Annotated in this window: 18 protein-coding genes and 1 tRNA gene; 10 read left to right on the top strand and 9 right to left on the bottom strand. The window is 70.0% G+C overall.

Going from position 1 to position 13,768, the window contains the following annotated elements:
• Positions 1–11: 11 nt before the first annotated feature.
• The 4 genes from C8E96_RS22780 to C8E96_RS22765 form a co-directional block, all read right to left on the bottom strand.
• On the bottom strand, positions 12–563 hold the full coding sequence (locus tag C8E96_RS22780) for a DUF6423 family protein (protein WP_228770192.1): 552 nt from the start codon (positions 561–563) through the stop codon (positions 12–14).
• Positions 564–720: 157 nt separating this feature from the next.
• Positions 721–1,020: a DUF6235 family protein gene (locus C8E96_RS22775; RefSeq protein ID WP_133794681.1), complete on the bottom strand. Its 300-nt coding sequence runs from the start codon at positions 1,018–1,020 to the stop codon at positions 721–723.
• Positions 995–1,336: a hypothetical protein gene (locus C8E96_RS22770; RefSeq protein WP_091382294.1), complete on the bottom strand. Its 342-nt coding sequence runs from the start codon at positions 1,334–1,336 to the stop codon at positions 995–997. Before C8E96_RS22770 ends, C8E96_RS22775 begins: the two co-directional genes overlap by 26 nt.
• A gap of 370 nt (positions 1,337–1,706) precedes the next feature.
• A complete protein-coding gene (locus C8E96_RS22765; protein ID WP_133794679.1) occupies positions 1,707–1,973 on the bottom strand; it encodes a hypothetical protein in 267 nt (88 codons plus the stop codon).
• A gap of 104 nt (positions 1,974–2,077) precedes the next feature.
• Here C8E96_RS22765 and C8E96_RS22760 point away from each other — a divergent pair, with 104 nt between their 5' ends.
• From C8E96_RS22760 to C8E96_RS22745, 4 genes are all read left to right on the top strand, one after another.
• Positions 2,078–2,695 (top strand): alpha-ketoglutarate-dependent dioxygenase AlkB, encoded by a 618-nt coding sequence (locus tag C8E96_RS22760; protein WP_091382300.1) that lies wholly within the window; start codon positions 2,078–2,080, stop codon positions 2,693–2,695.
• Positions 2,696–3,048: 353 nt separating this feature from the next.
• A complete protein-coding gene (locus C8E96_RS22755) occupies positions 3,049–3,402 on the top strand; it encodes a hypothetical protein (RefSeq protein ID WP_133794678.1) in 354 nt (117 codons plus the stop codon).
• Positions 3,403–3,429: 27 nt separating this feature from the next.
• Complete coding sequence (locus tag C8E96_RS22750; RefSeq protein WP_091382305.1) at positions 3,430–3,717, top strand: hypothetical protein; 288 nt, start codon at positions 3,430–3,432, stop codon at positions 3,715–3,717.
• 40 nt (positions 3,718–3,757) lie between these two features.
• Entirely contained in the window at positions 3,758–4,090 is a 333-nt protein-coding gene (locus C8E96_RS22745) for a hypothetical protein (protein WP_091382307.1), read from the top strand.
• A 367-nt stretch (positions 4,091–4,457) separates the two neighbouring features.
• Here C8E96_RS22745 and C8E96_RS22740 read toward each other — a convergent pair.
• Positions 4,458–4,525: transfer RNA gene (locus C8E96_RS22740), tRNA-Val, on the bottom strand.
• Positions 4,526–4,597: 72 nt separating this feature from the next.
• Between C8E96_RS22740 and C8E96_RS22735 the strand changes: the two genes are divergently transcribed.
• The 3 genes from C8E96_RS22735 to C8E96_RS22725 all read left to right on the top strand — a co-directional run bounded on the left by C8E96_RS22735 (position 4,598) and on the right by C8E96_RS22725 (position 7,226).
• Complete coding sequence (locus tag C8E96_RS22735) at positions 4,598–5,323, top strand: response regulator transcription factor (RefSeq protein ID WP_166658079.1); 726 nt, start codon at positions 4,598–4,600, stop codon at positions 5,321–5,323.
• Positions 5,301–6,740: a sensor histidine kinase gene (locus tag C8E96_RS22730; RefSeq protein ID WP_091382313.1), complete on the top strand. Its 1,440-nt coding sequence runs from the start codon at positions 5,301–5,303 to the stop codon at positions 6,738–6,740. Before C8E96_RS22735 ends, C8E96_RS22730 begins: the two co-directional genes overlap by 23 nt.
• A 150-nt stretch (positions 6,741–6,890) precedes the next feature.
• Positions 6,891–7,226, top strand: coding sequence for an STAS domain-containing protein (locus C8E96_RS22725; RefSeq protein WP_228770193.1), 336 nt, complete (start codon positions 6,891–6,893; stop codon positions 7,224–7,226).
• Here the strand turns inward: C8E96_RS22725 and C8E96_RS22720 are convergent.
• On the bottom strand, positions 7,223–7,849 hold the full coding sequence (locus C8E96_RS22720) for a phosphoribosyltransferase (protein WP_091382317.1): 627 nt from the start codon (positions 7,847–7,849) through the stop codon (positions 7,223–7,225). The two genes, C8E96_RS22725 and C8E96_RS22720, sit on opposite strands and share 4 nt — an antisense overlap.
• 61 nt (positions 7,850–7,910) lie before the next feature.
• Here C8E96_RS22720 and C8E96_RS22715 point away from each other — a divergent pair, with 61 nt between their 5' ends.
• Positions 7,911–8,690, top strand: a complete 780-nt coding sequence (locus C8E96_RS22715) for a helix-turn-helix domain-containing protein (protein WP_091382319.1) — start codon at positions 7,911–7,913, stop codon at positions 8,688–8,690.
• Between the two features lie 51 nt (positions 8,691–8,741).
• Here C8E96_RS22715 and C8E96_RS22710 read toward each other — a convergent pair whose 3' ends face one another.
• The 3 genes from C8E96_RS22710 to C8E96_RS22700 form a co-directional block, all read right to left on the bottom strand.
• A complete protein-coding gene (locus C8E96_RS22710) occupies positions 8,742–10,919 on the bottom strand; it encodes an MMPL family transporter (RefSeq protein ID WP_176926836.1) in 2,178 nt (725 codons plus the stop codon).
• 129 nt (positions 10,920–11,048) lie between these two features.
• Positions 11,049–11,912 (bottom strand): NAD(+) diphosphatase, encoded by an 864-nt coding sequence (nudC, locus tag C8E96_RS22705; protein WP_091382321.1) that lies wholly within the window; start codon positions 11,910–11,912, stop codon positions 11,049–11,051.
• Positions 11,905–12,345, bottom strand: coding sequence for an Lrp/AsnC family transcriptional regulator (locus C8E96_RS22700; RefSeq protein ID WP_091382324.1), 441 nt, complete (start codon positions 12,343–12,345; stop codon positions 11,905–11,907). Before C8E96_RS22700 ends, nudC begins: the two co-directional genes overlap by 8 nt.
• A 101-nt stretch (positions 12,346–12,446) precedes the next feature.
• Here C8E96_RS22700 and C8E96_RS22695 point away from each other — a divergent pair, with 101 nt between their 5' ends.
• The gene (locus C8E96_RS22695; protein ID WP_091382326.1) at positions 12,447–12,935 is read left to right on the top strand and encodes an XdhC family protein; all 489 of its coding nucleotides are present in this window, start codon (positions 12,447–12,449) and stop codon (positions 12,933–12,935) included.
• A 75-nt stretch (positions 12,936–13,010) separates the two neighbouring features.
• Positions 13,011–13,766, top strand: a complete 756-nt coding sequence (gene fabG / locus C8E96_RS22690; protein ID WP_091382329.1) for a 3-oxoacyl-ACP reductase FabG — start codon at positions 13,011–13,013, stop codon at positions 13,764–13,766.
• The last annotated feature ends 2 nt before the right edge of the window (positions 13,767–13,768 follow it).

Genomic DNA, 13,768 nt, shown 5'->3' with positions numbered 1-13,768 from the left:
ACGTCGCGAGATCAGCCGATGACGGTGACCGGGACGATCATCTCGATGACCGGTCGCTGCGCGATCCCGTCGGCGACGAGCCTGCGCACCGCCTCAGCGGTCTGCTCGGGGCTGTCGGTCGGCGAGGCGCTGTAGCGGGCGTGCGCGTACGTGGGCCTGCGGGTGGTGCATTCGAGATCGAAGACCTTGAGCATCGACTCGCCGGGGCGCACCTCGCCGTCGTGGAAGGTGAGCCGACGCTGGTCGGGCGTCAGGAAGGTGCGGGCGAACTGGCGGGACATGATCATGCCGTCCTCGCCGTCGATGAAGTGAGTGTCGTCGTCGCAGGTGACCTGCATGGCGACCCAGGTCTGGTCGGTGAGGTTGGTCTCGGACTTGATCACCTGCCAGCGCCCGGGCTCGGGCAGGTAGAGACTCATCGCCACGTCGTGGTCGAGCGCGTCCACCGCCCCCGAGATCATCAGGACGCGCCTGCGCACATCGGCGACCGCGGCCATCTGGATATCGCGAGCGCGCACCCTACTGGACACGTCCAACCCGGGAATGTCTAATTCCGACACCATGCCTCCTTGAAGCATTCGACAAGATCGAGGTTACGGCAAACGTGGACGCGGGATCTCCGCCACAGGCTGACACAAGATCCAGACAAGCTCAATGAAACGATCGGCGATTAGGCCAATCGGCCCCCACAGCGCGTTCCACTGGCGGCTTGACGCGGATTCAGGTGATTTCGACCTCGGTTTCGGCGGCCTCCTCAGGCGCTCCGATATAGAGCACACCGAAGACGTCCGGCTCGCGGAAACAGATCTTGACGATCAGGTTCTCCCGGACCACGACGAAGAACTCGCCGTCGCGGGCGACGTCGTCGAGCACCTTGTACGTGTTGTAGACCGTGCCGTCGGCGACCGCGAACAGCGCCTTGTAGAGCGCGTTCTTCTCGACCTGGCCCGCGGAGCCCGCCCACTTCTCGAGCCGGGCGAGCCCCAGGTTGAGCTTAAGCCGCATACGTTCCCGACTCATCGGTCCCGACCTCCAGCAGGGCGATCACATCGTCGACGTCGCGCGGCTCAGCCGGGCTCTCCGTCGTCGCCATCGCGATCCGGTAGTCCCGGAGGCGCGACATCCGGGCGGTCATCAGCAGGCTCTCGACGAAGTGGTCGACCTGGGACCGGTCACCGTTCCCGTCCTGCTTGGCAAGCATCTCGGTCAGCCTGCGCGTCGCCGCGCGTCTGCCGTCGAGCGGGAGCCCGCCCAACGCGACGGCGACCTGGTCGGCCAGTGCCACGTAATCCTGTCCGAAAACACCGGAACGCAGCGCATTCGTCACCGAAGCCATATTTCGCTCCCTCCGCCTGCGGTAAGCGCATAAGTCGCGCCCCTTTAGTCTGAAGAATGCGTGAATACACGGCCAGTGTGCTCGGCACCGACCACCCGGGCACCTTTCACGACTCCCGGCTAATTTCCGCACGCGAGGGACATGACGAATTCACGACGCGAATCAACGCACATTCGGAGTGGATTTATACGCCGCCGACCGGACTCTTGGGGGGTTGTCCGGTCGGCGGCATGGTCGCCCGCGCGCCGACGGCGTGCGTCCGACAGTGTGGGGGACACCGCCGGGAAACGTCCGTCAGCCCCGATTCAGGAAGCGACACCTCAATAACGCGAATTGCGGTGGCATGGTTCCCCGCGCGGGGTGGCCCTGGTCACCGCATCGCGGCGAGCACCGACCGCAACGCCGACTCCGCCGCGGCCGCGTCACCGGCCCGCAGTGCGGCGATGGCCCGGCGGACACCGGCGACCGGGCCCGTGAGCTGGCAGGTCTGCCCGCAGGCGGCGGTCCAGGCCAGCCCGGCGACCAAGTCGTCGACCGCCCCGGGACGCGAGGCGTCGCGGACCACCTTCTCGGCGGCGGCCCGCAGCCGCACGCCCACCTCGACCACCGGAGTCGTCCGACTCGCAACGGCAAGCATGATGGTTCCTCTCGGGATGGCACAGCGGTGTGGTTCCAGTATCCCTCGCGGAGGAGCAGCACGCGCACTGAACACCTGTTCGATGATTTGTGTATCATCGAGGGGTGAGCGTGGCGCTGCAGGGATCACTGTGGGACGCCCCGGAGACGGCCGGGCTCCCGCCGCTGTCCGGCCTGCGCCGCACCACGCTGTCCGACGGCGCATGGCTCGACTTGTTCCCCGGCTGGCTGCCCGGAGCCGACGACTTGTTCGACCGCCTGGTCGACACCGTGCCCTGGAAAGCCGAACGCCGAAAGATGTACGACTCGGTGGTCGACGTCCCCAGGCTCCTGTGCCACTACCGGGAGGGCGTGACGCTGCCCGACCCGGCCCTCACGGAGGCGAGGGACGCGCTCAACCAGCACTACCACCCGGAACACTTCGCGACCGCGGGCCTGTGCTTCTACCGCGACGGCCACGACTCCGTCGCCTGGCATGGCGACCGAATCGGCCGGGGCGCCACGGAGGACACGATGGTCGCCATCGTGTCGGTGGGTTCCCCGCGGGCGCTGATGCTGCGCCCCAGGGGTGGAGGCCGAACGCTGCGCCATGAGGTGGGGCACGGGGATCTGCTGGTGATGGGCGGGTCTTGCCAGCGGACGTGGGAACACGCGGTCCCCAAGACCAGCAAACCGGTCGGGCCCCGAATCAGCATCCAGTTCCGACCCCGCGGGGTGCTCTGAGCGGCAGCCATGCCTCCGCCGAGGGGGACTGGAGTCGGCGACGAGGTGGGCAGGCTCCCGCAAGGCGGGGCTCGCACCGGTCGGCGAAGCCGGGCGGGCTACGGCTGGTGGACAAGCCGAACGGGCGAACCGAGCCTGCCCGTCGAGTCGGATGGAACACAAGCGGGATTTCGGCTGGACCGACTCACGGTTCGGATGGTGCGGCGGAGTCGAGTTGGCTAGCCGAATCGGCAAAGCCGCGTCGGGCCCGGCGACCGGGCAGGGAGGCCCGAACCGAGTGGGCGGACGAACCGGTTGGGGCGGGCGAACCGACTGAGGTGAACGAACCGACTGGGGCGGGCGAACCGGCCGAGGTGAACGAACCGACTGGGGCGGGCGAACCGGCCGAGGTGAACGAACCGGATGGGGCGGGCGAACCGGTTGGGGCGGGCGAACCGGCCGAGGTGAACGAACCGACTGGGGCGGGCGAACCGGCCGAGGTGAACGAACCGGATGGGGCGGGCGAACCGGTTGGGGCGGGCGAACCGGCCGAGGTGAACGAACCGACTGAGGTGGACGAACCGACTGAGGTGAACGAACCGACTGAGGTGGACGAACCGACTGAGGTGAACGAACCCGGGCCGAGAGGCGCCGGGCCGGCCGGGATGCGTCTGGAGCTCCACTACCTCGACACCACCCCTCAACCCCGCTATCTTGATATCGGATAACTGCTACCGCTTACCCAGGAGCCCCCAATGGACGCAGGCGATGTCGGTCGGCTCATGTTCGGCAGGCCGAGCAGGCTGCGGCTGGCGCTGTGGATTCATCAGCATGCGGGGCCTCGCTTCTTCCAGTCCGAGCCGCCCAAGACGGTGATCGCGCAGAGTGCCTGTGGGATCGAGCTGAGTCGGATGGTCGATCTTGGGATGTTGGTGGAGCACCGGGAACCCGCGAACCGCCGGGTCTACTACGAGCGCACGCGCAGTCCACTGTGGTCGATCATCGTCGCCGCGTCGAAGGTCGTGGACCCCGTCGACAAGTGATCGACTCGCCGGATGCACCCATGCGCATAAGCATGAGGGTATGACGACGATCGAGCACCAGCCCGCGGAACAGCACCGGCACACGCACGGCCCCGAGTGTGGGCACGCGGCCATCGTGCACGGCGACCACGTCGACTACGTCCACGACGGCCACCTGCATCGCGAGCACCGTGAGAACGGGACGGTCCACTACGACGAGTGCGACCACTGCCAGTGCGACAGCTGCGACGACTCGTGCGCCACCTGTGGCTGCACCGACTGCACCTGCCCCACCTGCAACCACGCCACCTGCCAGTGCGAAGGCTGTGCCGACAGCTGCAACAACTGCACCTGCGCCGACTGCACCTGCCCGACCTGCCACCACGCGGCCTGACACCAGTACGCAGGCTGAGGGCTGAGCTCCGCAGGCTGAGCCCGCCAGGCAACTGCCGGCACCCCGCCAGGCCCGCCAGGCAGCTGGGCACCACTCTCCGGCAGCCGCGCCAGGCAGCTGGGCACCACCCCCGGACGCCCGCCCGGCGGCCGGACTTCACCAAGCGGACTTGACCACCAGCACGCCTGCCGACCCAGCACCACCCCGGCAGTCCCCTCACAGAGCAAGCACAACCCCGGCGCACCCGCCAAACAGCAAGCACCACCGCGGCAGGCCCGCCTGGCAGCCGAACGTCACCACGCGGCCGACCACCGGCATGCCTGCCGAACCGGCACCCAGCCTGCCCCTCAAACCCGGCAGCAGGACCCCGGCGCAGCAGGATTCGAACCTGCGACCGCTCGGGTGTCAACCGAGCGATCTCCCACCTCGGCGCCGACCTCCGGTTACACAGCAGGCTCACAGGTTCAGCACAGGCCCGCCGCATCCGGGTGGCGGATGATTCAAGCCATGTCCGCACACCGGCCGGAGTTGCGGCGATCCGATGGGTCGCCCGTTCGGGTACTTGTCGTCGATGACGAGCCGACGCTGGCCGAGTTGGTCACGCTCGCCCTGCGGTATGAGGGCTGGGAGGTGCGCAGCGCGCTCGATGGTGGCAGCGCTGTCCGGGTCGCGCGGGAGTTTCGGCCGGACGTGGTGGTGCTGGACGTCATGCTGCCCGACTTCGACGGGCTGGAAGTCCTGCGCAGGCTGCGTTCCGAGGCCGGGTCGCTGCCCGTCCTGTTCCTCACCGCGAAGGACTCCGTGGAGGACCGCATCGCCGGGCTCACCGCCGGCGGCGACGACTACGTGACCAAGCCCTTCAGCATCGAGGAGGTCGTCCTGCGGCTGCGCGCCCTGCTGCGCCGCACCGGCATCACCGAGGCCTCGGCCGGGGCGAACCTGGTCGTCGGGGACCTCACCCTCGACGAGGACACCCGCGAGGTGTTCCGCGGCGGCACCGAGATCACCCTCACCGCGACCGAGTTCGAACTCTTACGCTTCCTCATGCGCAACCCGCGCCGGGTGCTGAGCAAGACCCAGATCCTCGACCGGGTCTGGAACTACGACTTCGGCGGGCAGGCCAACATCGTCGAGCTCTACATCTCCTACCTGCGCAAGAAGGTCGACGCGGGTCGCGAGCCGATGATCCACACGATGCGCGGCGCCGGATATGTCCTCAAACCGGCGCGCTAGGACGCTGCGGGCGCGGCTGATCACCGAGCAGGTGGTCCTCCTCGCCATGGTCTGCCTGGTCATCGGGGTGGTCACCCTCGTCGTCCTGCGCGCCTTCCTGGTCGCCCAGCTCGACCGACAGCTCACCGACGCCGGTATGCGGGCCAGCGACTACGTCGGCCGCGACCAGGGCCCGCCCCGCGGCAGGCCGCCGATCGACGCCCCCGGACAGGGGCCCGGCACCCTCAACGTGCTGGTGTACGACGGCCGGGTGCTCGACGCCAAGCTGCAGCGCACCACCGGTAGCCGCGACGACCTCCCTACGGCCCTGCTGCCGACCCTGGCCGCGCTCCCGGTCGACGGCACCGTCCGCGAACGCGACCTGCGCGGCCTCGGGCCCTACCGGCTCATCGCGACCCGGGCCGGGCCCGCCACCGTGGTCACCGGCCTGCCGATGGACTCCGTCGACGAGACCCTGTGGACCGTCGGCTTCGTCCTGGGCGCGGTCTCCCTCCTCGGCCTCACCGTGGCCGGTGTCGCGGGCGTGGTCATCGTCCGCCGCACGCTGCGCCCGCTCGACCGGATGGCCGAGACCGCGCGCCGGGTGGCCGAGCTGCCGCTCGACCGGGGCGAGGTGGCGCTGCCGGACCGGGTGGAGGCGGCCGACACCGATCCACGCACCGAGGTCGGCCAGGTCGGTTCCGCGCTCAACAAGATGCTGGGCCACGTCGCGGGCGCGCTCGCCGCCCGGCACGCCAGCGAGACAAGGGTCCGCCAGTTCGTCGCGGACGCCAGCCATGAGCTGCGCACTCCCCTGGCCGCGATCAGCGGCTACGCCGAGCTGGCCCGCAGGCAGGACGACGAGGTGCCCGCGCCAATCGCGCACGCGCTGTCCCGGGTGGAGTCCGAGGCGGCCCGGATGACGACGTTGGTCGAGGATCTGCTGCTGCTGGCCCGGCTCGACTCGGGCCGCCCGCTGTTCGCCGAGCCGGTCGACCTGTCCCGGCTGGTCGTCGACGCGGTGAGTGACGCCCAGGTGGCCGGACCGGGCCACCACTGGCGGCTCGACCTGCCCGCCGACCCCGTGGTGGTGACCGGCGACGAGGCCCGGCTGCACCAGGTGGTGGCGAACCTGCTGGCCAACGGCCGGACCCACACGCCGCCGGGCACGACGGTCACGACCGGGCTGTCGCGCACCAGGGATCACGTGGTCCTGACCGTCACCGACGACGGCCCGGGCATCCCCGCCGACCTGCGCGGCGACGTCTTCGAACGCTTCGTGCGCGGCGACGGCTCCCGCTCGCGCGCGGCGGGCGGCACCGGCTTGGGACTGGCGATCGTGGCGGCCGTCCTGCACGCTCATGGCGGGTCGGTCACGGTGGACAGCGAGCCCGGAAGGACGTGCTTGACGGTCTTGTTGCCCGCCGGGCCCGGCTGAGGACTTTGGACCTGGGACACGTGCCGTACTCGCGCGTAGGCTCAGCGTTCACTAGATCCGCTGCGCCCGGGAGGGGTGAGGGCATGAGCACGACTGGCGGGCCCATGGCACCTCCGCGAGGCGGTGGCGGCGATCACTGATCTCTTTCCGTTGTCTGAGCCGAACCCCGACGGCCACGACAGCGACGCTGACGGCGCACACGGCACGCGCGTTTCCGGGCACGCCGATCTCAGCACCCGCCCCGATTTCGAGGAGTTCCTGCTCGCCCTGTGCAGGCAGGCCGAGGGTGACGTGCACCTGGACTTCGCCGAGTTGGACTTCATCGACATCTCCGGTGTGATCACGGTGGTCCGGGCCGCGGGCTCACTCGACGAGGGGCGTTTCCTGGTGCTGCACAACCCACCCCCATCGATGCGCCGGATCCTCGAGCTGCTGGGTCCGGCCGCGGTCGCGCGGAGTGTGCGGATCGAAGAGGACGTCTCCTAGCGGCCCAAGATCGCGCGGACCTCGGAATCCTGCACCTGGTTGAAGTCCTCGTACCAGTACCCGACGGCCACGAACCGCTGCGGGGTCAGCGGGCACACGACTTCGTCGGCGACCTTTCCCAAGCGCACCAACACATCCGGCGGCGCCACGGGCACCGCGACGACCACCCGCGCCGCGCCCATGCCCCGCACCACCCGGACGGCGGCCGCCATCGTCGACCCGGTCGCCACGCCGTCGTCGACCAGGATCACCGTGCGGCCCGCGAGATCGCGCGGCGCGGCGCCCGCGCGCAGCAGCTCGGCCCGGCGGCGGAGCTCGGCGCGCTCGCCCGCCGCGGTGGCGGCCACATCGGACCAGGCGAGGTCGAGGTCGCGCAGGACGTCGTCGGCGTGGACGGTGACGTCGCCCTCCCCCACCGCGCCGACGGCGAGTTCGGGGTGTCCGGGTGCGCCGACCTTGCGCACCAGGACGACGTCCACCTCGGCGCCAAGTCGGGTCGCGACCTCCGCGGCGACCGGCACACCGCCCCGCGGCAGGCCCAGGACCAGCGGGTTCTCCGCGCGCAGGTGAGTCAGCCGGCCCGCGAGGACGCGGCCGGCGTCCGCCCGGTCGGCGAAGCGCATGGTCCCAGTGTGCGCCAGAGCTGACCTCGGAGGTAATCGACAGCCGTCGTACGGTGGGCGCATGACCACCGCCGCACTCGACCGGTCCGCTGGGGCGCTGCTGCGCCAGTGGCGTGAGCACCGCCGACTCAGCCAGATGGAGCTGTCGCTGCGCGCCGACATCTCCACCCGGCACCTCAGCTTCGTCGAGACCGGGCGCTCGGTGCCCAGCCGGGACATGGTGCTGCTCCTCGCCGACACCCTGGAACTGCCGCTGCGGGACCGCAACCAGCTGCTTCTCGCGGCGGGCTACGCCCCGGTGTACTCCCAGGACGCGCTCGACTCGCCGCGGCTGGCGGCGGTGCGCACGGCGGTGCGCCAGGTCCTCACCGGGCACAACCCGTTGCCCGCCGTGGCGGTCGACCGGAGCTGGAACCTGGTGGAGGCCAACGAAAGCCTCCTCGCGCAGCTCGACGGTGTCGCCGCCGACCTGCTGGAGCCGCCGGTGAACGTGCTGCGGGTCAGCCTGCATCCGCGGGGCATGGCCTCGCGCATCGTCAACCTCGGTGAGTGGCGGGCGCACCTGCTGAGCCGATTGCGCAGGCAGATCGTCATCACCGCGGACGAGTCGCTCGCCGAACTCCATGACGAGTTGGCGGGATACCCGTGTGCCGAAGCGGAACCGGTGGTGGACTCGGCGGATGTCGTTGTGCCGCTGCGGCTTCGACACGGCGGGGTGGAACTGGCGTTGATCAGCACGGTGACGACGTTCGGGACGCCCATGGATGTCACGGTGGCCGAACTCGCGATCGAGTCGTTCTTTCCCGCCGACGCGGCGACGGCCGCGGCGCTCCGAGGCTGAACAGGCTCCTGCCCCCGGATCGGCTCGATCCGGGGGCAGGGGCACGGTCGCTCAGCCGACCCGGTCCAGTTCCCGGACCGGAGCGGGCGCCGCCACGGGCTCCGCGCGGGGGCGCAGGAACTTCGGCGCCCACCAGTTCGCCTCGCCCAGGACCGCCATCAGGGACGGCAGGATCACCGCGCGGATCAGGGTCGCGTCGATGAGGATCGCGGTGGCCAGGCCGACGCCCATCTGCTTCATGTCGATGGTGCTCAGGGTGGCGAAGATGGAGAACACGCCGATCATGACCGCGGCCGCGCTGGTCACCACACCGGCTGAGGTGGTGATGCCGTGGGACACCGCGGATCGGGTGTCCATGCCCTTCTCGCGGGCTTCACGGATGCGGCTGACCACGAAGACGTGGTAGTCCATCGAGAGTCCGAAGAGGACGACGAACAGGATCAGCGGCAGCCAGGCCACGATGCCGCCGGTCGACGTGAAGCTCAGCAGGCCCTCGGCCCAGGTGTTCTGGAACACCAGGACAAGCACGCCGTACGCCGCACCAGCCGAGAGCAGGTTAAGGAAGATCGCCGACGCGGCGATGACCGGTGAGCGGAACGTCCACAGCATGACCAGGAAGGTCAGCAGCAGCACGATCGTCACGACCCACGGAAGCGACGACGTCATGTTGTCGACGAAGTCGTTGTTGCCCGCGGTCTCGCCGCTGACGGCGAACTCCGCGCCCGCGACAGCGCCGACTGTGGCGGGAAGGGCGTTGGTGCGCAACCAGTTCAGGGACTGGTCGGCTTCGGCGCTGCTCCCCCGATGCGGGATGGCCGCGGCGATCACGAAGATCCGGCCGTCGCCCGAGCGGGTCACCCTGGGGGCGCTGTCGTTCGCGAAGCCGGAGTCGGCCTGGATTCGGCGGGTCAGTTCGGTGACGGCGGACTCGGTCTTGGCGACCGAGTCGGCGGGCGCGCGGACCGCGATGGCGTGGACGGCGCCCTTGCTCGGGAACGCGGCGGTCATCCGGTCATAGCTCTGCATGATCGGGATGCTGCGCGGGAGGTCGGCGTCCGATGGCGAGTTGAGGGTCATCCCCGCGGCGGGGATCGCCAGGGCGACCAAGGCGCCACCGGCCACGACGAGGGCCACGCCCGGACGCCGCAGGGAGGGCTTCAGGATCGCCTTCCAGAACCTCGGCTCGCCGTTGGAGCGGGCGGAAAGGCGCCACACCAGCGGAACGCGGGGGCGGTCGATCCAGCGGCCCAGCTTGGCGAGCATCGCGGGCAGCACGGTGATCGAGCCGATGACCGCAGCCACGACGACGAGGATCGCGCCGATGGCCATCGAGGAGAAGGTGACGTCGTCGGCGACGAACATGCCCGCCATGGCGACAACCACGGCGATACCGGAGACGACGATCGCGTGGCCCGAGGTGGCGGCGGCGATCTCGACCGCGTCGATGTGGCTTGCCCCGCGCGCCCGTTCCTCCCGTTCTCGGCGGATGTAGAACAGCGAGTAGTCGACTCCGACCGCCATGCCGATCAGCAGGATCATGCTGGAGGTGTTCTCAGTGGAGGGCACGAGCTGCGACACCAGCGCCGAGAGGCCGAGCGCGCTGCCGACCGCGGACATGGCGAGCAGGACCGGGACACCCGCGGCGATCACGGCGCCGAAGGCGAGCAGCATGATGATCAGCGTCACCGGGATGCTGATGAACTCGGCCTTCTGGAAGTCCTTCCCCAAGGTCTCCGAAAGGGCTTTGTTCAGCGACTTCCCGCCGACCTGCTCCACCCGCAGGTCCGGGTGCGCGGCCTGCACGGACGCGGTGACGTCGAGCAGGGGCTGCAGCCGCTCGTCGGCGGTCTCGCGGTCGCCCGCGATGTCGACGCTGACCAGGATCGCGTCCCGCTTCGGCGACGGCGCGGGCTCGCCGACCTTGTCGACCTCGGTCAGCGCGTCCATCCGGGTGCGGACCTCGCCCGCGACGGCGAGCGCCTTGTCCTGGTCGAGCGCGCCGTCGCGGGCGGTGATCAGGACGTTCTCCGACGCGGGCCGGTTGAGCGCCGCGTCGTCGACGATGCGCTGGTAGACCGCCTGCTCGCCCTTCGGGTTGTCGTCGAAGTCGGCGGTCCTGGTGCCGAGGACCGCGCCGGTCCCGATGCACAGGGCGACGAACACGACCCAGGCGCCGATCGCGCGCCACGGGTGTAACGCGCTCCATCTGGCGATGCGCACCGTCACCATCGGTTTTGCTGACAACTTGGGTTCCCCCCACACAGGTTCCGTTCAGGTCGAACGAAGACTGGCAGGGGGAACACCTCAGCGAATCAGGTGCGGTCCCCGATCTTGTCCCCCGGTAGATCCCCTAGGGGATCAAGATCCAGACAGCCACGAGGTCACCAGGAAGTGCTCGATCGAGTCGGTCCGCCCGGTGCCCGCGACGCGGTGTTCCTCTTGCAGCGCAAGCACTTCGTCGCGGGTGAACCAGCGGGCTTCGAGGAGTTCGTCGCGGTCGACGTCGATCTCCGGGCTCTCGGCGACCGCCCGGAAACCGAGCATCAGCCCTGACGGGAACGGCCACGCCTGCGACGCGCGGTACTCGACCGCGCCCACCGCCACGCCCGCCTCCTCGGCGACCTCGCGCCGGACGGCGTCCTCCAGGCTCTCGCCGATCTCGACGAACCCGGCGAGGGTGGAGAAGGCGTTCGCCGCAGCCCCCCGGTGTCGGCCCAGGAGGCAGCGGTCGCCGTGCTCGACCAGGGTGATCACGGCCGGCTCGATGCGTGGGAACAGCAGCTTGCCGCATCCGGTGCAGATCCGCAGGTGTCCACCGTGGGCGGCGCGGGCGGGCGAACCGCAGGCGCCGCAGAACCGCTGGTTCCGGTTCCAGTGCAGCAGACCCCGCGCGTAGGCGAGCCGGGTCGCGCCCTGCGCGTCCAGGCCGGCCACCAGCCGCCGGAGGTCGACGGCCGCGTCGGCGCCGACGGACTCGGCGGCGGCCGCCTCCTCCAGGTCCGACAGGTCGACGGCGAACACGCCGGTGTCGCCGTCGAGTCCGAGGAAGAAGGCGTCTGACGGGACGTCCGTCCAGACCGGCTGCTCGGCGCGGACCAGACAGTGGTCGCGCCACAGGGCGACGGCCTTGGCGTTCTTGCGCAGGCCCGCCAACCACTGGTCGTCCGAGCGCCGGGCGCCCGCGCGGTCGAGGGTCAGTCCGGTGTAGGCGAGCTCAGACATCGACGGACTTCTCGAAGAACGTCTCGAGCACCACGATCGTCTGCGTCCCGGTGACGCCGTCGATGTCGAAGATCCCCTTGAGCGCCTGCTGCAACTCGCTGGTGGTCTTGGCACGCACCTTCGCCAGCAGCGACGGGCTGCCCGCGACGATGTGCGCCTCCTCGACCCACGGCAGCGCGCGCAGGGCCTCGCCGGTGTCCGGCCCGCCCATCCACGCGTCGGCCTCGATCATGACGTAGGCGAGGACGCCCTTGCCTACGGCGGCCGGGTCGACGTCGATGGTCGTGCGCCGGATGACGCCGCGCTCGCGCAGCTTGCGCACCCGCTCGTGCGCCGCCGCCCCGGAAAGCCCCACCTCCTGCCCCAGCGCGGCGTAAGGTGTCGTCGCGTCCTGCTGCAGCCGGGCTAAGAGAGTCCGGTCAATCTCATCCATGCAAACCCCATTGTTTGGCTGATGTCATCATGCCACAACGCGATCATGCCGAATCAGGTCCATACGTGGCTTGACTGCGTCCGGTGGACGAGACTGCTGGGATGACCTCACCGGACTCCTGCGACATCGCCCACGGGGCCGTCGTTCCCGACACCGGCACCCGCACGCTGGTGGCAGTGTTCGCCACGAAGGTGGCCGAGCACCTGCTCCGCTACGGTGCCGACCTCGGCTATCGCGTCGTGCTGGTCGACCCCGAGGACTCGACGGGGGCGCTCAGCGAGGTGCCCGCCGACCTCGGCCCGGACGCCGACGTCATCGTCACCGACCACCACCGCGCCGAACTCGGCGAGGTCCTGCGGGACGTCCTCGCGGCGAACCCGCGGTGGGTCGGCGTGATGGGCAATCCGCGCCACCCAGCGCCGCACGTGCCCGCGCTGCGCGACCTCGGCGTCGACGAGGAGCGGATCGCCGCAGTGCACCGGCCGATCGGGCTCAACATCGGTTCGCGCACCCCCGCCGAGATCGCTATCGCGACGCTCGCGGGCCTCATCGCCGACCGCAACGGCAAGCCCGGCGGCTTCGAGTTCTGAGGCTGGACACCGACAAACACTCGGGAGTAGGTTCGCTAAGCGATCGCTTAGCAACTCGACCGTTCGGAGGAGTCCGTGTCCCAGCCCCGCACCGCCATCGTCACCGGCGCAGCTCGAGGTATCGGCGCCGCTGTCGCCAAGCGCCTCGCCCGTGACGGGTTCGCCGTCGCCGTGATCGACCTGAACGAGGCGAGCTGCGCGGACACCGTCGCGGCGATCGAGGCCGAGGGCGGCAAGGCCCTGGCCGTCGGTGCCGACGTCAGCGACTCCGCGCAGGTCGAGGCCGCGGTCACCAAGGTCGCCGAGGAACTGGGCGCGCCGACCGTGCTGGTCAACAACGCGGGCATCCTGCGCGACAACCTGATCTTCAAGATGACCGATGACGACTGGGACCTGGTCATGAACGTGCACCTGCGGGGCTCGTTCCTGATGACCCGCGCGGTCCAGAAGCACCAGACCGAGCAGAAATACGGCCGGATCGTGAACCTGTCGAGCACCTCGGCGCTGGGCAACCGCGGCCAGGCCAACTACGCCACCGCGAAGGCCGGGCTGCAGGGCTTCACCAAGACCCTGGCCATCGAGCTGGGCAAGTTCGGCGTCACCGCCAACGCGATCGCCCCCGGGTTCATCGAGACCGAGATGACCGCCGCCACCGCCGAGCGGATGGGCGTGTCGTTCGAGGACTTCAAGAAGGGCGCGGCGTCGATGATCCCGGTCGGCCGCATCGGCAACCCCGACGACATCGCCGCCACCGCGTCGTTCCTGTGCAGCGAGGAAGCCGGGTTCGTCTCCGGCCAGGTCATCTACGTCGCCGGCGGACCGAAGGACTGAGC

The sequence above is a fragment of the Actinokineospora alba genome (assembly GCF_004362515.1).
Lineage (GTDB): Bacteria > Actinomycetota > Actinomycetes > Mycobacteriales > Pseudonocardiaceae > Actinokineospora > Actinokineospora alba.
This window is presented reverse-complemented; position numbering and strand designations above follow the sequence as displayed.